General features: G+C 54.4%; 24 protein-coding genes. 12 read left to right on the forward strand and 12 right to left on the reverse strand.

What is annotated here, in order from left to right; genetic code table 11:
• Positions 1 to 25: 25 nt before the first annotated feature.
• From ptsN to HF679_RS21165, 9 genes are all read right to left on the reverse strand, one after another.
• A complete protein-coding gene (gene ptsN / locus HF679_RS21125) occupies positions 26 to 514 on the reverse strand; it encodes a PTS IIA-like nitrogen regulatory protein PtsN (protein WP_123756301.1) in 489 nt (162 codons plus the stop codon).
• Positions 515 to 584: 70 nt separating this feature from the next.
• Positions 585 to 872, reverse strand: a complete 288-nt coding sequence (gene hpf / locus HF679_RS21130; protein ID WP_123756302.1) for a ribosome hibernation promoting factor — start codon at positions 870 to 872, stop codon at positions 585 to 587.
• Positions 873 to 894: 22 nt separating this feature from the next.
• Positions 895 to 2328, reverse strand: a complete 1434-nt coding sequence (gene rpoN / locus HF679_RS21135; protein ID WP_187042359.1) for an RNA polymerase factor sigma-54 — start codon at positions 2326 to 2328, stop codon at positions 895 to 897.
• A 47-nt stretch (positions 2329 to 2375) separates the two neighbouring features.
• Positions 2376 to 3101, reverse strand: coding sequence for an LPS export ABC transporter ATP-binding protein (gene lptB, locus HF679_RS21140; RefSeq protein WP_123756304.1), 726 nt, complete (start codon positions 3099 to 3101; stop codon positions 2376 to 2378).
• 6 nt (positions 3102 to 3107) lie between these two features.
• Positions 3108 to 3653: a lipopolysaccharide ABC transporter substrate-binding protein LptA gene (lptA, locus tag HF679_RS21145; RefSeq protein ID WP_123756305.1), complete on the reverse strand. Its 546-nt coding sequence runs from the start codon at positions 3651 to 3653 to the stop codon at positions 3108 to 3110.
• Positions 3622 to 4197 (reverse strand): LPS export ABC transporter periplasmic protein LptC, encoded by a 576-nt coding sequence (gene lptC, locus HF679_RS21150; protein WP_123756306.1) that lies wholly within the window; start codon positions 4195 to 4197, stop codon positions 3622 to 3624. Before lptC ends, lptA begins: the two co-directional genes overlap by 32 nt.
• A complete protein-coding gene (gene kdsC, locus HF679_RS21155) occupies positions 4194 to 4760 on the reverse strand; it encodes a 3-deoxy-manno-octulosonate-8-phosphatase KdsC (protein WP_123756307.1) in 567 nt (188 codons plus the stop codon). The genes lptC and kdsC overlap by 4 nt, the downstream gene beginning before the upstream one ends.
• 14 nt (positions 4761 to 4774) lie before the next feature.
• Complete coding sequence (gene kdsD, locus HF679_RS21160; RefSeq protein ID WP_410003350.1) at positions 4775 to 5779, reverse strand: arabinose-5-phosphate isomerase KdsD; 1005 nt, start codon at positions 5777 to 5779, stop codon at positions 4775 to 4777.
• The gene (locus HF679_RS21165) at positions 5776 to 6753 is read right to left on the reverse strand and encodes a calcium/sodium antiporter (RefSeq protein WP_123756309.1); all 978 of its coding nucleotides are present in this window, start codon (positions 6751 to 6753) and stop codon (positions 5776 to 5778) included. Before HF679_RS21165 ends, kdsD begins: the two co-directional genes overlap by 4 nt.
• 211 nt (positions 6754 to 6964) lie before the next feature.
• Here HF679_RS21165 and mlaF point away from each other — a divergent pair, with 211 nt between their 5' ends.
• From mlaF to murA, 7 genes are all read left to right on the forward strand, one after another.
• Positions 6965 to 7783, forward strand: a complete 819-nt coding sequence (mlaF, locus tag HF679_RS21170) for a phospholipid ABC transporter ATP-binding protein MlaF (RefSeq protein WP_123756310.1) — start codon at positions 6965 to 6967, stop codon at positions 7781 to 7783.
• A complete protein-coding gene (mlaE, locus tag HF679_RS21175; protein ID WP_123756311.1) occupies positions 7783 to 8565 on the forward strand; it encodes a lipid asymmetry maintenance ABC transporter permease subunit MlaE in 783 nt (260 codons plus the stop codon). Before mlaF ends, mlaE begins: the two co-directional genes overlap by 1 nt.
• Before the next feature lie 4 nt (positions 8566 to 8569).
• Entirely contained in the window at positions 8570 to 9121 is a 552-nt protein-coding gene (mlaD, locus tag HF679_RS21180; RefSeq protein WP_123756312.1) for an outer membrane lipid asymmetry maintenance protein MlaD, read from the forward strand.
• A gap of 18 nt (positions 9122 to 9139) precedes the next feature.
• The gene (gene mlaC / locus HF679_RS21185) at positions 9140 to 9775 is read left to right on the forward strand and encodes a phospholipid-binding protein MlaC (RefSeq protein ID WP_123756313.1); all 636 of its coding nucleotides are present in this window, start codon (positions 9140 to 9142) and stop codon (positions 9773 to 9775) included.
• On the forward strand, positions 9775 to 10065 hold the full coding sequence (gene mlaB, locus HF679_RS21190; RefSeq protein ID WP_123756314.1) for a lipid asymmetry maintenance protein MlaB: 291 nt from the start codon (positions 9775 to 9777) through the stop codon (positions 10063 to 10065). The genes mlaC and mlaB overlap by 1 nt, the downstream gene beginning before the upstream one ends.
• Before the next feature lie 136 nt (positions 10066 to 10201).
• A complete protein-coding gene (gene ibaG / locus HF679_RS21195) occupies positions 10202 to 10456 on the forward strand; it encodes a BolA family iron metabolism protein IbaG (RefSeq protein ID WP_123756315.1) in 255 nt (84 codons plus the stop codon).
• Positions 10457 to 10510: 54 nt separating this feature from the next.
• Positions 10511 to 11770 carry a UDP-N-acetylglucosamine 1-carboxyvinyltransferase gene (gene murA, locus HF679_RS21200; RefSeq protein ID WP_187042360.1) on the forward strand — a complete coding sequence of 420 codons (1260 nt, stop codon included), beginning with the start codon at positions 10511 to 10513 and terminating at the stop codon, positions 11768 to 11770.
• 70 nt (positions 11771 to 11840) lie between these two features.
• Here the strand turns inward: murA and sfsB are convergent, their stop codons facing one another.
• Entirely contained in the window at positions 11841 to 12113 is a 273-nt protein-coding gene (sfsB, locus tag HF679_RS21205) for a DNA-binding transcriptional regulator SfsB (RefSeq protein ID WP_123756317.1), read from the reverse strand.
• A gap of 199 nt (positions 12114 to 12312) precedes the next feature.
• Positions 12313 to 13284, reverse strand: a complete 972-nt coding sequence (gene ispB / locus HF679_RS21210; protein ID WP_123756318.1) for an octaprenyl diphosphate synthase — start codon at positions 13282 to 13284, stop codon at positions 12313 to 12315.
• A gap of 260 nt (positions 13285 to 13544) precedes the next feature.
• Here ispB and rplU point away from each other — a divergent pair, with 260 nt between their 5' ends.
• The 4 genes from rplU to cgtA all read left to right on the forward strand — a co-directional run bounded on the left by rplU (position 13545) and on the right by cgtA (position 16388).
• Positions 13545 to 13856: a 50S ribosomal protein L21 gene (gene rplU, locus HF679_RS21215; protein WP_004106123.1), complete on the forward strand. Its 312-nt coding sequence runs from the start codon at positions 13545 to 13547 to the stop codon at positions 13854 to 13856.
• 19 nt (positions 13857 to 13875) lie between these two features.
• Entirely contained in the window at positions 13876 to 14133 is a 258-nt protein-coding gene (gene rpmA / locus HF679_RS21220) for a 50S ribosomal protein L27 (RefSeq protein ID WP_003861831.1), read from the forward strand.
• A 95-nt stretch (positions 14134 to 14228) separates the two neighbouring features.
• Positions 14229 to 15194 (forward strand): DMT family transporter, encoded by a 966-nt coding sequence (locus tag HF679_RS21225; RefSeq protein ID WP_123756319.1) that lies wholly within the window; start codon positions 14229 to 14231, stop codon positions 15192 to 15194.
• Between the two features lie 15 nt (positions 15195 to 15209).
• Entirely contained in the window at positions 15210 to 16388 is a 1179-nt protein-coding gene (cgtA, locus tag HF679_RS21230) for an Obg family GTPase CgtA (RefSeq protein ID WP_123756320.1), read from the forward strand.
• Positions 16389 to 16509: 121 nt separating this feature from the next.
• Here the strand turns inward: cgtA and dacB are convergent, their stop codons facing one another.
• Positions 16510 to 17943 (reverse strand): serine-type D-Ala-D-Ala carboxypeptidase, encoded by a 1434-nt coding sequence (gene dacB, locus HF679_RS21235; RefSeq protein ID WP_123756321.1) that lies wholly within the window; start codon positions 17941 to 17943, stop codon positions 16510 to 16512.
• Positions 17944 to 18178: 235 nt separating this feature from the next.
• On the opposite strand from dacB, the gene greA reads away from it, so the two are divergent.
• Positions 18179 to 18655, forward strand: a complete 477-nt coding sequence (greA, locus tag HF679_RS21240; RefSeq protein WP_123756322.1) for a transcription elongation factor GreA — start codon at positions 18179 to 18181, stop codon at positions 18653 to 18655.
• The last annotated feature ends 100 nt before the right edge of the window (positions 18656 to 18755 follow it).

Here is an 18755-nt window from a genome sequence, read left to right on the forward strand (position 1 = left end):
GATAAAGAGTGAGGTGCGACTCTCGTTAACTATCATCACTGCTTCCTGCTTCGGTGATGATCTCATACAGCTCTTCATCGCTTTGCGCGCTACGCAGGCGACGGCAAATGGTTTTATCTGCCAGCCGTTTCGCCACCAGCGACAGCGTATGCAGATGGGTTTTGGTCTGGTCAGCCGGCACCAGGAGCGCAAACAGCAGGTCGACCGGCTGGTTGTCGATGGCATCAAATGCAATCGGGGTTTCCAGCTGGACAAATACGCCAACCGCACGCAGCGTATCCTCTTCGAGCTTGCCATGAGGAATGGCAATCCCATTACCAATCCCGGTACTGCCCATTTTCTCGCGAGTGAGGATCGCTTCAAACACCAGCTGTGGCGGTAAACCTAGCTGTTTAGCTGCCAGCTCACTGATGATTTCCAGCGCGCGTTTTTTGCTCTGGCAGTGAACCTGGCTACGGGTACATTCCTGGTTAAGGACGTTGCTCAGTTGTAGAGCCGAATCGTTGTTCATCATAATTTCACCTGAGCGCCCCTTGCCTGCCACCCATGAAAACGGGTAACAGGCGAGAGCAACACCCGGACAATTAGTGTTGTTTTAGTTTATCTTTATGTTTCGTTAACTGTCTTGCCAGCTTATCGATAAGACCATCGATAGCGGCATACATATCCTGCCCTTCCGCACTGGCATGGATTTCGCCACCGTTGACATGCAGATTGGCATCCGCAATTTGCGTCACCTTCTCTACTTTTAACACAATGTAGACCTGATTGATCCGGTCGAAAAACTGCTCCAGTTTGCTGAACTTCGCGTTAACGAAGTCGCGCAGTGCAGGGGTGATCTCGACGTTGTGTCCTGTAATGTTGAGCTGCATAGTGTCTTCCTTATCGGTTGTGTCAGACCAGTTGTTTACGCTGGTTGGACGGCGGAATGGATAAAGACTCTCGGTACTTGGCAACGGTACGGCGCGCGACCATGATACCTTGTTCGGACAGTATGGTGGTGAGCTTACTGTCACTCAACGGCTTCGCGGGGTTCTCCGCGGCGATTAACTTCTTCACCAGCGCACGAATGGCGGTGGACGATGCCTCGCCGCCGCCTTCGGTGCTTACGTGGCTGGAGAAGAAATACTTGAGCTCAAAAATACCGCGCGGACTGTGCAGGTACTTTTGAGTGGTGACACGTGAAATAGTGGATTCATGCATCTCGACGGCTTGGGCGATATCCGCCAGCACCATCGGTTTCATATACTCTTCGCCCTGCTCGAAGAAGGCCTGCTGCTGCTCGACGATGCAACGGCTGACGCGCAGCAGCGTATCGTTGCGACTTTCCAGGCTCTTGATGAGCCAGCGGGCTTCCTGCAGGTTGCTGCGGATAAACTGGCTGTCGGCATCATTGCGCGAGCTGTTACCCATTGCGGCATAGTGCTGATTGATTTTCAGGCGCGGGATACTGTCGGAATTCAGCTCCACTACCCAGCGGTCGCTAACCTTGCGTACCAGAACGTCAGGAATGACATACTCTGGCTCACTGGTCTGGATCGACTGGCCTGGGCGCGGATCGAGCGACTGGATCAGGTTAACCGCTTCTTTCAGCACATCTTCTTTAAGACGCGTCACGCGCATCAGGGAACGGAAATCATGGTTGGCGAGCAGATCGAGATGATCGCTGATGATAAGCCTGGCCTCTTCCAGCCACGGCGTCTCTTTCGCATATTGTGAAAGCTGAACCAGCAGGCAGTCGCGCAGATCTTTCGCCGCCACGCCAACCGGGTCGAAACGTTGGATACGTTTTAGTACCGCTTCTACTTCTTCGAGGCCGATCTCTTCATCGTCGATGCTCTCGACAATGTCTTCGATCCGAAGGGTGAGATAGCCGGTGTCATCGACGGCATCGACGATAGAGGTGGCGATGGCGCGATCGGTATCGGTGAATGGCGTCAGCTCGACCTGCCACATCAGGTAATCCTGCAGGCTTTGGGTCGTTTCGCCCTGATAGACCGGCAGCTCGTCGTCCTGATAATCAACGCCGTTTCCTGACGGTGTACCGGCGGTGTAGATCTCATCCCAGCTGGCGTCGAGGGGCAACTCCTCCGGCATATCTTTTTGCTCAAGCGCATCGACCGTATCCAGGGATTCGAGGTCCTCGACCTCTTTGGTTTCTACCTCATCGTGAAGATCGGTTTGCTCAAGCAACGGATTACTCTCCAGCGCCTGCTGGAGTTCCTGCTGGAGTTCTAACGTGGACAGCTGCAGCAAACGGATGGCCTGCTGCAGTTGTGGCGTCATGGCAAGCTGTTGGCTTAGCCTTAATTGCAAACCTTGCTTCATATTCAGGGCAAATATCTCCGGCTAAAACGTCTGTAACCTCTACCCTATCAGAGTCTGAAGTCTTCCCCAAGATACACGCGCTTAACCTGCTCGTCTTCCAGGATTTCTTGCGGTGTACCGTGGGCAATCAGATGACCCTGGCTAACGATATAGGCGCGTTCACAAACGGCCAGCGTTTCCCTGACGTTATGGTCGGTGATCAGCACCCCAAGACCGCTGTCTCGCAGGTGTTCGATGATCCGTTTGATGTCGATAACGGAAATCGGGTCCACGCCGGCAAAGGGTTCATCCAGCAGGATAAATTTCGGGTTAGCGGCCAGCGCGCGGGCGATTTCGACACGACGGCGTTCACCACCGGAAAGCGCCTGACCGAGGCTGTCGCGCAAATGTTCGATATGAAACTCTTCCATCAGCTCTTTGGCGCGGTCTTCGCGCTGCTCGCTGCTGAGATCGTCCCGAATCTGCAACACCGCCATCAGGTTATCAAACACGCTCAGGCGGCGGAAAATAGAGGCTTCCTGCGGCAGATAGCCAATGCCCCGGCGCGCGCGGGCGTGCAGCGGCAGCAGGCTGATATCTTCATCGTCGATGATAATGTTGCCGGCGTCGCGCGGCACAATGCCCACCACCATGTAGAAGGTCGTGGTTTTACCGGCGCCGTTTGGGCCAAGCAGGCCGACAATCTCGCCGGAGTTCACGGTCAGACTGACATCTTCCACCACGCGGCGGCCTTTATAGGCTTTAGCAAGATTCTTTGCAGTTAATGTTGCCATAACGAATTACTTACCTTTCTTTGACTGATCGCCACTTTTGTCCTGCAGCTGCGAAGGAACCAGAACCGTGGTTACGCGTCCGCCTTTACTGCTGAAAGCCTGCATTTTCTGCTCTTTCACCAGGTAAGTGATTTTGTCACCCTGGATGTTGCTATCGACCTGCTCCAGATGCGCGTTGCCGGTCAGCACCACAAAATCGTTCTGCAATTCATAATGCATTTTATCGGCGCGGCCTTTCACCGGTTTGCCGTTGTCCTGCATCTGATAGAAGGTGGCCGGGTTACCATAACCGTCGATCACTTCTTTGCCTTTTTCACCGCCAGGACGGGTGACGACCACCTTATCCGCGTTGATTTTGATGGTGCCCTGGGTGACGACCACATTGCCGGTAAAGGTGACGATATTGCCCTGCATATCCAGCGATTGCTGATCGGATTCGATGTGAATCGGCTGATCGGTATCACCGGTTTTGGCCAGTGCCGGCAGGCTGGCGGCCAGAATGGCGCTGGCGAGCGCAATCTTAAGGCTGAGTTTGTTTGTTCTGAATTTCATAAGAGGTTCTAACCTTTTCAATCAGCTCGGCAGTTTTGCTGCGCAAGTTACCGCGCATTTTCAGGCCGCTAGAATTAAATGTTGTCCCGTACAACGTCACCATGTCATCGGAGGTAACATCTTGTGTTACCAGGTTTATCTGGGCGTTATCCGTCGTAATTTTGCGCAGTTGAGAGTCCGCGGTCAGTGCGTTTACCTCAACATGCCCGTAAAGATACAGCATGCGGTCGTTGGTCAGCTTTGCTCTGTCTGCTTTGATAGACCAGGTCGGGACCTTATTGGTGTCAAAGGTCGTCATGACCGGTTTGGTGAACCACGATAGCGCCTCGGCGGAAAAATACTCCACGTGCTCAGCGATCAAGCGATAGTTAAGCGCCCCCTCAGGGCTGTAGACCACGGTATCGGTATGCTCGCTGGTGTACGTTGGGTCAGCAGGATTGGCCTCTGGTGCCGGCGTGTCGTCCGTACCCGCCAGATTCAGGCCTATCAGGACCAGCGCGACCAGCGATAGTAAAATAATAACCCAACGTCTGGTTTTACTCATATTGATTGTCCTTTGGCCTCATCCAGCTTGCCCTGCGCCAGGAGTAACAAATCGCAGACTTCTCGTACCGCTCCACGCCCACCATTGATGCGGGTGATGTAGTTCGCTCGTGGCAGCAGCAGCGGATGGGCATCTGCCACCGCAACGCTCAGCCCGACTTCTGCCATCACCGGCCAGTCGATCAGGTCATCGCCAATGTAGGCCACTTCATCCGGATGGACCGCCAGCTTGCTTAATAAGTCACGGAATGCCAGCAGTTTATCAGACTGCCCTTGATACAGGTGCGTAATGCCCAGCGTCTGACAACGGTCTTCTACCAGTTTAGCTTTTCGCCCGGTAATAATCGCGACCTCAATACCGGAAGTCAGCGCGCAGCGGACTCCATAACCATCCCGTACGTTAAACGCCTTCAGCTCTTCGCCGTGGTTACCCATGTAGATAAGACCGTCGGACAGCACGCCGTCAACGTCGAGGATGAGCAAACGGATTTTCGCCGCCCGCTCGATAAACTCAGCGCTTACCGGTCCGTAACAGGTTGCCAGCAGAGCATCAGCATTATTCATTATTTTATCCTTACTTACACTACGCCTGCGCGCAGGAGATCGTGCATATGTACCACACCCAACAGATGGTCGCCATCGGCAACTAACACACAGGTGATATGACGGGACTGCATCAGGTTCAGCGCATCCACGGCCAGAATGCCGGGACGGATGCGGATCCCGCCCGGTGTCATCACCTCGGCGATGCTGGCGTTACGCATATCGACGCCGGTATCGAACACCCGGCGCAGGTCACCATCGGTGAAAATACCAATGATGTTCATGTCGTCGTCGCAGACTGCCGTCATGCCTAAATTTTTACGCGTGATTTCCAGCAGCGCATCGCGCAAGGTTGCCGTGACGTTGACGTGCGGGATTTCATCACCCGTATGCATAATATCATTGACGCGCAGCAGCAGCTTACGACCCAGTGCGCCGCCAGGATGCGACAGGGCAAAATCTTCAGCGGTAAAACCACGAGCTTCCAGCAGCGCGACCGCCAGCGCATCACCCATCACCAGCGCAGCGGTGGTGCTGGAGGTCGGGGCCAGCCCTAACGGACAGGCTTCCTTCAATACTTTCACGCAAAGGTGAATGTCTGCCGCGCGCGCCATGCTGCTTTCCGGGCGACTGGTCATGCAGATGAGCGGCACCTGCTGGCGTTTCAGGACCGGAATCAGCGCCAGGATCTCGTTTGACTCACCGGAATTGGAGAGCGCAATGATGACATCCTGCGGTGTCACCATGCCTAAATCGCCGTGGGCCGCTTCGCCGGGATGAACGAAAAACGAAGGCGTACCGGTGCTGGCGAAGGTGGCCGCCATTTTACGCCCGATATGGCCAGATTTGCCCATCCCCATCACCACCACTTTCCCGCTACAGCGGAAGATCTTTTCGCAGGCCTGCGTAAAATCGGCGTTAATGTACTGATCGAGTTGAGCCAGACCTTCACGTTCAATGTCCAGTACTTCACGTCCTGCCCGTTGAAAGTCAAAATCCGTTGGCAAATCTATTTGCGACATAATGTTATCCCGAGTCATTCAACGAAGAGCGGTGCTGCCCAGTACAGCATCGCCAACCAAACTACAAAACCGCCGACCAGGAGCGCGCCGACAAGACGGCCGGGTGGCTGTTTGCGGCGCCAGCACAGCAGGGCGAAGATCACGCTGACGACCATCATAACCGCGTAGTCGCGGGTAAATGCCTCTGGTGCGAACGCGCCCGGCGCAATCAGTGCCGGTAAGCCAAGCACCAGCGCAATATTGAGAATATTAGCGCCAATAATATTGCCGATGGCGATGTCATCTTCCCCTTTTCGCGCCCCGGCGATCGCCGTTGCAAGCTCTGGCAGACTGGTCCCGATGGCGACCACCGTCAGGCCAACGGTCAGTTCGCTGATAGCAAAATAGTTAGCCAGCACGGTGGCGTTATCCACGACCATTCGGGTGGCCATCGGCATAATAATCATGGCCACGCCCAACCACAGCAGGGCGACCGGAAGCGAACCTTCCCGCGGGAGTTCGGCCATCTGCTCCCGGGTCAGACTATCGCTACCCTCGCGTTCAGCAATGCGGGCGATTTTAATCGTAAACAGCAACCACAGAATGGCCAGCGCGAATAAAAACAGGCCATCCATACGGGACAGTTGTCCATCGTACAGCACAAAGCTTGCCAGCAAACTGACCAGCAACATTAGCGGTAACTCGCGGCGCAGGATATCAGAATGCACGGTAAATGGATGGAGCAGGGCAGCGAGGCCAAGTATTAATAATATATTGGTAATATTGGAGCCGATTGCCGTACCGATGGCTAAATCGGTCTGCCCGTGCAGGGAGGCGGCGGCAGAAACGATGATCTCGGGCAGGCTGGTGCCTATACTGACCACCGTCATCCCGATAATCAGCGGCGGGATCCCCAGCATGCGACACAAAATTGAAGCGGCGTAGACCAGACGATCGGCGCTGTAGACTACCAGCAATAAACCAATGATTAACAGAGCCGTCGCTAAGAGCATCTAAAGTCCTTTCTTCAGGTATAATCGTCGCTTCGCTGTCCTGTTCCGTCTGCAGCGTAACGAATTCTTAATTTTGACTTTATGTTTGTCAAAAGTAAAACAAATGCCAGTTTTCGCTAACCCAGGCAGGTAAGATTCTGTAAAAATGTTGGGTTTGTGGTGAAGGTACGCGCCATGCTTAGCCCGAGGGATGTTTAGGAAGGATGATTTTATGAGCCAAACGTTGGCGAATTTGGTCGAAGTTCGCGGTATCCGCTTCTCTCGCGGCGATCGGGTGATCTTCGATGACATCTCGCTGTCAGTGCCGCGCGGTAAGATCACGGCGATCATGGGGCCATCAGGGATCGGTAAAACGACGCTGCTGCGCCTGATCGGTGGACAGATCCCGCCCGATAAAGGCGAGATCCTGTTTGATGGCGAAAACGTGCCAGGGATGTCACGCTCGCGCCTCTATACCGTGCGCAAGCGTATGAGCATGCTGTTCCAGTCCGGCGCACTGTTCACCGATATGAACGTGTTCAATAACGTCGCTTACCCGCTGCGCGAACATACGCGTCTGCCTGAAGCGCTGCTGCATACCACCGTCATGATGAAGCTTGAAGCCGTCGGTCTGCGCGGCGCGGCGAAGTTAATGCCTTCTGAGCTCTCTGGCGGGATGGCGCGGCGTGCCGCGTTGGCGCGGGCTATCGCGCTGGAGCCGGACCTGATCATGTTCGACGAACCGTTTGTCGGGCAGGATCCCATCACCATGGGCGTGCTGGTGAAGCTGATTTCAGAACTGAACAGCACGCTTGGCGTGACCTGTATTGTGGTGTCGCATGATGTGCCGGAAGTGCTCAGCATTGCGGACTATGCGTATATCGTGGCCGACAAAAAAATCGTGGCCCATGGCAGCGCAAAGTCGCTGCGGGAAAATGACGATCCGCGGGTTCGTCAGTTTATCGACGGTATTGCCGACGGTCCGGTGCCGTTCCGCTATCCGGCGGGCGACTATCACCATGATTTACTCGGCAAGGGAGTGAGTAACTGATGCTGCTAAATCTGCTGGCATCACTCGGGCATCGGGGGATTAAAACCACCGCGACGTTCGGGCGTGCCGGGTTAATGCTGTTCAATGCCGTCGTGGGCAAGCCGGAGTTTCGTAAGCATGCGCCGCTGCTGGTTCGCCAGCTCTATAACGTCGGCGTGCTGTCTATGTTGATCATCATCGTGTCGGGGCTGTTTATCGGCATGGTGCTGGGGCTGCAGGGCTATCTGGTGTTAACCACCTACAGCGCCGAGACCAGTTTAGGCATGCTGGTGTCGCTGTCGCTGCTGCGCGAGCTGGGACCGGTGGTTGCCGCGCTGCTGTTTGCCGGGCGCGCGGGCTCTGCACTGACGGCTGAAATTGGCCTGATGCGTGCGACCGAACAGCTCTCCAGTATGGAGATGATGGCGGTCGATCCGCTGCGCCGTGTGATTTCGCCTCGCTTCTGGGCCGGGGTGATTTCGTTGCCGCTGTTGACCATTATTTTTGTCGCCGTGGGGATCTGGGGCGGTTCGCTGGTGGGCGTCAGCTGGAAAGGTATCGACAGCGGCTTCTTCTGGAGCGCGATGCAAAATGCCGTCGACTGGCGGATGGATCTGGTTAACTGTCTGATTAAGAGCCTGGTATTCGCCGTTACGGTGACCTGGGTGGCGTTATTTAACGGTTATGACGCTATCCCCACTTCCGCCGGTATTAGCCGGGCAACGACGCGCACGGTAGTGCATTCGTCGCTGGCGGTTCTGGGGCTGGATTTTGTGCTGACTGCGCTGATGTTTGGGAATTGAGTTCATGCAAACGAAAAAAAGTGAAATCTGGGTAGGTGTGTTCTTACTGGTGGCATTACTGGCAGCGCTGTTTGTCTGCCTGAAGGCCGCTAACGTGACGTCTCTGCGTACTGAGCCGACGTATCGTATCTATGCCACCTTCGACAATATTGGTGGACTCAAAGCTCGCTCTCCGGTGCGTATCGGCGGCGTTGTGGTGGGTCGGGTCGCGGACATCACGCTGGATCCGAAAACCTATCTGCCGCGTGTGGCGCTCGATATCGATGAGAGCTACAACCATATCCCTGACACCAGTTCATTGGCGATTCGTACCTCTGGCCTGCTGGGGGAACAGTACCTGGCGCTGAATGTCGGTTTTGAAGACCCTGAACTGGGGACGTCTATTCTTAAAGATGGCGGCACAATTCAGGACACCAAATCAGCCATGGTACTGGAAGACCTGATTGGTCAGTTCCTTTACAACAGTAAAGGCAGTGACAATAAGAATTCTGGCGATGATTCGTCTGCGGAAGCGGCTCATACTGACGCAACGCAGCCGGCTGCCACGACGCATTAATTTCAGGAGAAAAACGATATGTTTAAACGCGTACTGATGATCGCCATGCTGGTGATTGCCCCATTGACCGCTGCGACGGCAGCGGATCAGACCAATCCGTATAAGCTGATGAACGAAGCGGCGCAGAAAACCTTCGATCGCCTGAAAAACGAACAGCCGAAGATTCAGGCTAACCCGAACTATCTGCGTGACATCGTCGATCAGGAACTGATGCCTTATGTCCAGGTGAAATACGCGGGTGCACTGGTGCTGGGCCGCTATTACAAAGATGCGACCCCGGCGCAGCGCGAAGCCTACTTTACGGCCTTCCGTGAATATCTGAAGCAGGCCTATGGCCAGGCGCTGGCGATGTACCACGGTCAGACGTATCAGATTGCACCGGAACAGCCGCTGGGCGATGCAACGATTATTCCGATTCGCGTAACGATTCTCGACCCTAACGGCCGTCCGCCGGTACGCCTGGACTTCCAGTGGCGTAAGAACACCCAGACCGGCAACTGGCAGGCTTACGACATGATTGCCGAAGGGGTGAGTATGATCACCACCAAACAGAACGAGTGGAGCGATCTGCTGCGTACCAAAGGTGTTGATGGCCTGACCGCGCAGTTGAAATCGATCTCCGCGCAGCCGATCACCCTGGAACAGAAAAAATAATGACCGGGCAGCTGAGCTGGACTCGCGATGGCGAGCGACTGGCGCTGCATGGGGAGCTGGACCAGGATCTGCTGGTCCCGCTCTGGGAAGCCCGTGCGCAGGCGACGGATGGCGTATCGGTCATCGATCTTAATGCAGTCACCCGGGTCGATACCGCCGGGCTGGCGCTGCTGATGCATTTCGTGGCGTTAATTCGCCATCAGGACAGGGAAGCGACACTGACGGGCAAAAGCGAAAATCTGCAAACGTTGGTCAGCCTCTACAATCTTCCTGCCGATATGATCCCATAGTTTTTCAGTGCGTTATTGCTAAGGTTATCCTGAAAGTCCCCTCTAAATTTTAGATGGGACTTTTTGCTTGTTTAAGACTGCGTCACTTTCCTCTAAGATGTTGGGCTATTTTCACCACCAGATAAAATGTGAACCCATGGAAAATCATGAAATTCAGACCGTGCTGATGAACGCACTCTCCCTTCAGGAAGTCCACGTCTCTGGCGATGGCAGCCACTTCCAGGTTACTGCTGTGGGTGAGATGTTTGACGGCATGAGCCGGGTAAAAAAGCAGCAGGCAATCTACGCCCCGCTGATGGAATATATTGCCGACAACCGCATTCATGCGCTGTCGATCAAAGCGTTTACCCCGCAAGAATGGGCACGAGACCGCAAACTAAACGGCTTTTAAGCTGCCGGGACGCTCCCTGCAGCATAGGTAAATTTTTAACAGAGAACAGAATCAATGGATAAATTCCGTGTTCAGGGGCCGACTCGCCTTCAGGGCGAGGTCACTATCTCCGGTGCGAAAAACGCAGCCCTGCCGATCCTTTTTGCGGCACTGTTGGCAGAAGAGCCGATTGAGATCCAGAATGTCCCCAAACTGAAAGACATCGATACCACGATGAAACTGCTGAGCCAGCTCGGCGCCGACGTGAAGCGCAATGGCTCGGTCTGGATCGATGCCGGTCCGGTTGACGTCTTCTGTGCACCGTACGATCTGGTTAAAACGATGCGTGCTTCCATTTGGGCGCTGGGGCCGCTGGTGGCTCGCTTTGGCCAGGGTCAGGTTTCACTGCCGGGTGGGTGTGCTATCGGTGCGCGTCCGGTCGACCTGCATATTGTCGGTCTGGAGCAACTGGGCGCTGAAATCAAGCTGGAAGAAGGCTATGTGAAAGCGTCGGTCAACGGGCGTCTTAAAGGCGCGCATATCGTGATGGACAAGGTCAGCGTAGGCGCAACCGTGACCATCATGAGCGCAGCGACCCTGGCAGAAGGCACCACCGTTATCGAAAACGCCGCCCGTGAGCCGGAAATCGTCGATACGGCGAACTTCCTCAACGCGCTGGGCGCGAAGATTACGGGTCAGGGGACTGACCGCATCACCATCGAAGGCGTCGCCCGTCTGGGTGGCGGTGTTTATCGCGTGCTGCCGGACCGTATCGAAACCGGTACTTTCCTGGTGGCTGCGGCGATCTCCGGCGGTAAAATTGTGTGCCGTAACGCTCAGCCGGATACGCTGGATGCCGTGTTGGCCAAGCTGCGTGACGCGGGTGCTGACATCGAAATCGGTGAAGACTGGATTAGCCTGGACATGCATGGCAAACGTCCGAAGGCCGTCAACGTGCGTACCGCTCCACACCCAGGGTTCCCGACCGACATGCAGGCGCAGTTCACGCTGCTGAACCTGGTTGCGGAAGGTACCGGTGTGATTACCGAGACTATTTTCGAAAACCGCTTCATGCATATCCCGGAACTCATCCGTATGGGCGCGCATGCTGAAATCGAAAGTAATACGGCGATCTGCCATGGTGTGGCACAGCTTTCAGGTGCACAGGTGATGGCGACCGATCTGCGTGCTTCTGCCAGCCTGGTTCTGGCGGGCTGCATCGCGGAAGGGACTACTATTGTCGATCGTATTTACCACATTGACCGTGGTTACGAGCGTATTGAAGACAAACTGCAGGCGCTGGGCGCAAATATCGAGCGCATGAAAGGAGAATAAACCTGCCATGACAGCAGCCCTCTGACGTCCGTCCGGGGGCTGTTTTTACACTCACTTCTCACTTCTCACTTCACTTGCTCTCTTTCTTCTGACGTATCATCTGCGTCCTGTCGATAAACTGATGGGTGACAGGGTCATGATAACGTGAGGGCCAGATAGCCCAGGGCGTGGTATCCAGCGCTGTCGCAATTATCAGCTCGCCTTTCGGCCATGGCCGGGTTAGCGCATTTGCTAGTGTTGAAGAACTTAAGCCGTTGCGCCGCGATTCTGCTGCGAGCGACGTCCCTTTTTTGCGTAATCCAGCAATAATATCTGCTTGGTGCCAATCGATGAACTTATCCATAAATTCTCCCGGTGGTAAGGATCCAGTGCGTCGCCAACAGGCGACGGAATGACTATACCCCAGGATTACGATAGTTCTAACAAGTTCTAGTAAAGTGTGTGGATATTCAGAATGTGCCAGGGTCTGGCAGATAATTGTGATGTTCTGGAGTTTATTGGAACTTCCCGCGCAAACGCGCGGGAATGAAGCAGAGGAGGGATTAGCTATCGCGTTGCACGGCAATATGCGCCAGGCCGATAAGCGCTTCACGCCATGGTGAATCCGGTAAAGCCTGCAGGACGGCAATGGCCTTATCCGCTTCTTCTTCCGCGCGCTGGCGGGTCCACTCTAGTGAACCGCAGGCCGCCATGGTTTCCAGTACGGCATCCAGCAGGTGGCGACCGTTACCTTGCTCAATCGCTCCACGTATCATCGCAGACTGCTCAGGCGTACCGTGACGCATGGCATGGAGCAACGGCAACGTGGGTTTGCCTTCATTCAGGTCATCGCCGACGTTTTTACCGAGACGCTCGCCATCGGCGCTGTAATCGAGTAAATCGTCGATCAGCTGGAATGCCGTGCCAAGATAGCGCCCGTAGTCCTGCAGCGCCTGTTCCTGCTCTGCGGTACAGCCTGCCAGAATGCCGGAACACTGGGCGGCAGCTTCAAACAGGCGGGCGGTTTTGCTGTAAATCACCCGCATGTAATTTTCTTCCGTGATATCCGGGTCGTTGACGTTCATCAGCTGCAGCACTTCGCCCTCAGCAATGACGTTAACGGCTTTCGACATGACTTCCAGCACCTTCAGCGAGCCGAGGCTGGTCATCATCTGGAAGGAACGCGTATAGATAAAATCGCCCACCAACACGCTGGCAGCGTTGCCAAAAGCGGCGTTTGCCGTCGCCTTGCCACGACGCATGTCTGACTCATCAACCACATCATCATGCAGCAGGGTCGCGGTATGGATAAATTCGATCAGCGCGGCGATGGTGACGTGCGCGTCGCCCTGGTAGCCGACGGCCCGGGCTGCAAGGACCGCGATCATCGGACGAATACGTTTTCCGCCTCCGCTAATGATGTAATAGCCTAACTGATTGATAAGCTTAACATCTGAGTCAAGTTGCTCAAGGATTGCCGCATTGACACCCGCCATATCTTGCGCGGTTAACTCATTGATTTTTTCTAAATTCATCGCAAAAGCCGGGCCACATGTCCTGTTACCGCGAATCCAGGTGGGTTCACAGAAGGATTAAGATAGAATTAAAAGAAGCTATGATTGTACTGAAAAATTGCCATAGATAAACGTTAGCGTGAAAGTTGTGTTTTTTTTCTGCGTTGATCGCTAATCGCTCTTGTCAAAGGCTCGCGTTTTGCGTAATATTCGCGCCCTATTGTGAATATTTATAGTGCACTCTGAATCACACGAAGAGGTGCACGGAAGCGGAGTTTTATATGTACGCGGTTTTCCAAAGTGGTGGTAAACAACACCGAGTAAGCGAAGGTCAGACCATTCGCCTGGAAAAGCTGGACATCGCAACTGGCGAAGCTGTTGAGTTCGCTGAAGTTCTGATGATCGCAAACGGTGAAGAAATCAAGATCGGCGTTCCTTTCGTTGAGGGCGGCGTAATCAAAGCTGAAGTTGTTGCTCACGGTCGTGGCGAGAAAGTTAAAATCGTTAAGTTTCGTCGTCGTAAACACTACCGTAAGCAGCAGGGCCATCGTCAGTGGTTCACTGATGTGAAAATTACTGGCATCAGCGCCTAAGACCTGAGGAGAGATTTAAATGGCACATAAAAAGGCTGGCGGCTCAACTCGTAACGGTCGCGATTCAGAAGCTAAACGCCTCGGCGTTAAGCGTTTCGGTGGCGAATCCGTTCTGGCGGGCAGCATCATCGTTCGTCAGCGTGGCACCAAGTTCCACGCAGGCACCAACGTAGGTTGCGGTCGTGACCACACTCTGTTTGCTAAAGCAGACGGTAAAGTGAAATTTGAAGTTAAAGGCCCGAACAACCGTAAATACATCAGCATCGTTGCTGAGTAAGTTTTTCGTGGTCCGGTAACGGATTAAAGCCCCGCAACGTGTTGCGGGGCTTTTTACATTAGAATCCCGGATATTTTTCTGCAGGGAAAACGGGTATGAATCAGCAGGCCGGCATTGGCATTCTTTTGGCGCTCACCACCGCAATGTGCTGGGGTGCATTGCCAATTGCAATGAAGCAGGTTCTTGAAGTGATGGAGCCACCAACCGTGGTGTTCTATCGCTTTTTGATGGCGAGTATCGGCCTTGGCACTATCCTGGCAATCAGGGGAAAACTGCCGCCGCTGCGCCTCTTTCGCAAACCGCGCTGGTTGGTTCTGTTGGCCATTGCGACGGGCGGCCTGTTCGGTAACTTCATCCTGTTTAGCTCTTCCCTGCAATATCTTAGCCCTACGGCTTCTCAGGTGATCGGCCAGCTGTCTCCGGTCGGCATGATGGTGGCCAGCGTATTTATCCTGAAGGAGAAAATGCGCGGTACCCAGGTCGTGGGGGCGCTAATGCTGATTTGCGGGCTGGTGATGTTTTTTAACACCAGCCTGATTGAAATTTTTACTCGCCTGACGGATTACACGTGGGGGGTAATTTTCGGCGTCGGAGCGGCCGCAGTCTGGGTCAGCTATGGCGTCGCACAAAAGGTGTTATTACGCCGCCTGGCGTCACAGCAGATCCTCTTTTTGCTGTACACTTTATGTACGATAGCACTGTTGCCCCTGGCAACGCTTTCGCAGGTTCTGGCGTTAAGCGACTGGCAGCTAGCGTGCCTGTTTTTCTGCGGGTTAAATACCCTGGTAGGCTACGGTGCACTGGCGGAAGCCATGGCGCGCTGGCAGGCAGCGCAGGTGAGCGCGTTAATTACCTTAACGCCGTTGTTTACGCTGCTTTTTTCAGATTTATTATCAATGGCCTGGCCCGATGTTTTCGCCAGGCCGATGTTAAACCTGTTAGGTTATCTCGGTGCGTTTGTCGTGGTTGCGGGCGCGATGTACTCCGCCATAGGCCACCGTCTTTGGGGTGGCTTACGTAAGCGTGAAGCGGTTGTACCGCTGCCCCGCTCAGGCGAATGATTTTCGGAGAGTAAAATGAAGTTTGTTGATGAAGCAACGATCCTGGTCGTAGCAGGTGATGGCGGCAACGGTTGTGTTAGCTTCCGCCGTGAAAAATATATTCCGCGAGGCGGCCCGGATGGCGGCGACGGTGGTGATGGTGGTGATGTCTGGCTGGAAGCGGACGAAAACCTGAACACCCTGATCGACTATCGCTTTGAGAAGTCTTTCCGCGCCGAGCGTGGACAGAATGGTCAGAGCCGTGACTGTACCGGTAAGCGTGGTAAAGATGTCTCGGTGAAAGTGCCTGTAGGGACCCGTGTTATCGATCAGGGGACCGGCGAAGTCATGGGCGATATGACCAAACATGGTCAACGTCTGATGGTCGCTAAAGGCGGCTGGCACGGTCTGGGCAACACCCGTTTCAAATCGTCCGTTAACCGTACCCCGCGTCAAAAAACCATGGGGACGCCGGGCGACAAGCGCGATCTGCAGCTGGAGCTGATGCTGCTGGCAGACGTCGGGATGCTGGGCATGCCGAATGCCGGTAAATCCACGTTCATTCGTGCCGTTTCTGCCGCGAAGCCGAAAGTGGCTGACTATCCGTTTACCACGCTGGTACCGAGCCTTGGCGTTGTCCGTATGGATAACGAGAAGAGCTTCGTTGTTGCGGATATCCCAGGGCTTATCGAAGGAGCTGCGGAAGGCGCAGGTCTGGGGATTCGCTTCCTGAAGCACCTTGAGCGTTGTCGCGTACTGCTGCACCTCATCGATATCGAGCCTATCGACGGATCCGATCCGGTCGAGAACGCGCGCATTATCATCGGTGAGCTGGAGAAATACAGCGAGAAGCTGGCTGAAAAACCGCGCTGGTTAGTCTTCAACAAGATTGACCTGATGGATAAAGCCGAAGCTGAAGCTAAGGCAAAAGCGATTGCCGAAGCGCTGGGCTGGGAAGACAAGTTCTACCTGATCTCTGCGGCAAGCCAACAGGGCGTGAAAGACCTGTGCTGGGACGTGATGACCTTTATCATCGAAAACCCTATCGTGCATGCGCCGGAAGAGAAAGTCGCAGAAAAAGTCGAGTTCATGTGGGATGACTACCATCGTCAGCAGCTTGAAGAAGCCGAAGTTGAAGTCGAAGATGACGAAGACTGGGATGACGACTGGGACGAAGACGACGAAGAAGGCGTTGAGTTCATCTACAAGCGTTAATCTGCTGAACTGCACCCCGGTCATACTTGCGGTCGGGGTGAGCGCGATACGGCCCGTATAAGGCTTTTTGCCGCTATTCAGGATGTACAAAAAGGGCCGCATTCAATGCGGCCCTTTTGCTTTAGTTATTCTGGTACAAATCTTTGTATAACCGGCTTTCGAAGCGCACCAGCGGGATCCGTCGGTTACGCTGATCGGCCGGCGGTACGGCATACCCTGATAAATACTGCACAAAGGCAATTTTCTGCCCGCTGGCGGCGGTAATAAAGCCGGCGAGGTTATAGACCCCCTGCAGCGAACCGGTTTTCGCCGATACCTTGCCATCAACACCCGCCTGATTCAGCCCCGCACGATACTGGAGCGAACCATCGTGACCGGCCAGCGGCAGCATGGAGATAAAGTTAAGCTCATTATCGTGCTGGGCAATGTATTGCAGTACCTGCATCATGGTGGCTGGCGCAATCAGGTTATGGCGCGACAGGCCTGAGCCATCGGCAATAATGGTGTTGCCCAAATCGATACCGGCCTGCTGACGCAGGATTTGACGCACTGCATCAGATCCGGCACGCCAGGTTCCTGGTACACCAAGACGCGCATGGCCGATGGTGCGAAAGACGGTATCGGCAATCATGTTGTCGGACTTTTTCAACATGATCCGCAGGAGATCGTGCAGCGGCGCGGATTGCGTGGTGGCCAGAACGGTGCCCGGCTCGTTAGCCAGCGTCTGGCGCAGCAGCGTTCCGCTGTAGGTGATCCCTGCCTGCGCCAGTTCAGACTTCAGAATCACGCCGGCATAGCTGGCGCCGTCCTGAATAGCGAACGCCAGTGGTAATGGTTCACTACGCTGCGGCAGGCAGCCGGTTAAGGTGTAGCGGTTGAGATCGCCAGGCACCACGTCAAGTTCACAATACTGGGCTTCGGACGAACCGCGGGCCAGGGTTCTCACCTGGCTGAACATGGTCACCGGGTAGTAAGAGGCGACGCGGATAAAGGCCAGGTCGCCAGGCTTCTGTGCGCTGTAAAGCGAGATAGAAAAACAGTTGCGGTCGACGATAGCGGCAGCCGGAGGCGCGCTGAAGCACTGGGTCATGTCGTTCCAGGGCCAGCCTGGTGCTTTGTCATGGCTGGCGAAGACCGAGGTGTCAATCAGGACGTTACCTTCGATCCGCTGGACGCCGGCTTTTTTCAGCGTCGCCACCATATTGCGAATATCCTGGCGTCTGAGGGTCGGGTCGCCGCCAAAACGGGCGATCAGATCGCCTTTCAGCACGCCGCTATCAAGGCTACCCTTGGTTTCCAGGGTGGTCGTGAAACGGAAATCCGGCCCAAGCTGGAGCAGGGCGGCCAGCGCGGTGATCACCTTCTGGGTGCTGGCAGGCAGTGCCATCTGCTGACTGTGAAAATCTATCTCCGGCGTAGAGGAGCCAACCTTTTGCGCCATGAAGGCGAGGTTCGCACCCGCGGGAAGCTGGGTGATGTAGTCGTCAATATTCGCCGCCTGAGCGCTAAACGCTATACCGGCAGTCAATCCGATGATAAATCTGGAAAATCGCATAATCTCGCGCTAACAACCTGAAACCGAGCCGTCATACTACGGTGCAATACCCTGTAAAGTAAACGATGACCCATAGTGAACTTCAGGGTAAAATACTTATCAAATTGAAAATTGCTGCTGACCTGGGGAATGTTTTCCGGGTTGGTTTTCTTTTTGCTCCTGTCCTGCCTATGGCCTGGCCGGTTGCGGAACGGAAGCATCCGTTCCATGAAGGAATGATAAAGAGGTATAACAAATGCAAGCTATTCCGATGACCTTACGTGGTGCCGAAAAACTGCGCGAAGAACTGGATTTTCTGAAATCCGTTCGTCGTCCAGAAATCATTGCTGCGATTGCCGATGCGCGTGAGCATGGCGATCTGAAAGAGAACGCTGAATATCATGCAGCCCGCGAACAGCAAGGTTTCTGCGAAGGTCGTATCAAGGATATTGAGGCCAAACTGTCTAATGCGCAGGTGATTGATATCACTAAAATGCCGAATAACGGGCGAGTGATTTTTGGCGCGACGGTCAATGTACTGAATCTCGATACTGATGAAGAGCAGACCTACCGCATCGTGGGTGATGATGAGGCTGATTTTAAGCAAAATCTGATCTCTGTGAATTCACCGATTGCGCGTGGTCTGATCGGTAAAGAGCAGGATGATGTGGTGACAATCCGCACGCCTGGTGGCGAAGTCGAATACGAAATTATTAAGGTCGAGTACCTTTAACCCGTATTTCCCGCTACCATGTTGATGGATTGTAAAGAAAGGAAAAAGGCCGCATAGCGGCCTTTTATCAACGTCCGGAGCATGGCATTTTGCTCGTCTA

Origin of the sequence: Enterobacter sp. JUb54, assembly GCF_014298075.1 — a bacterium.
Taxonomy (GTDB): Bacteria; Pseudomonadota; Gammaproteobacteria; order Enterobacterales; family Enterobacteriaceae; genus Klebsiella; species Klebsiella lignicola.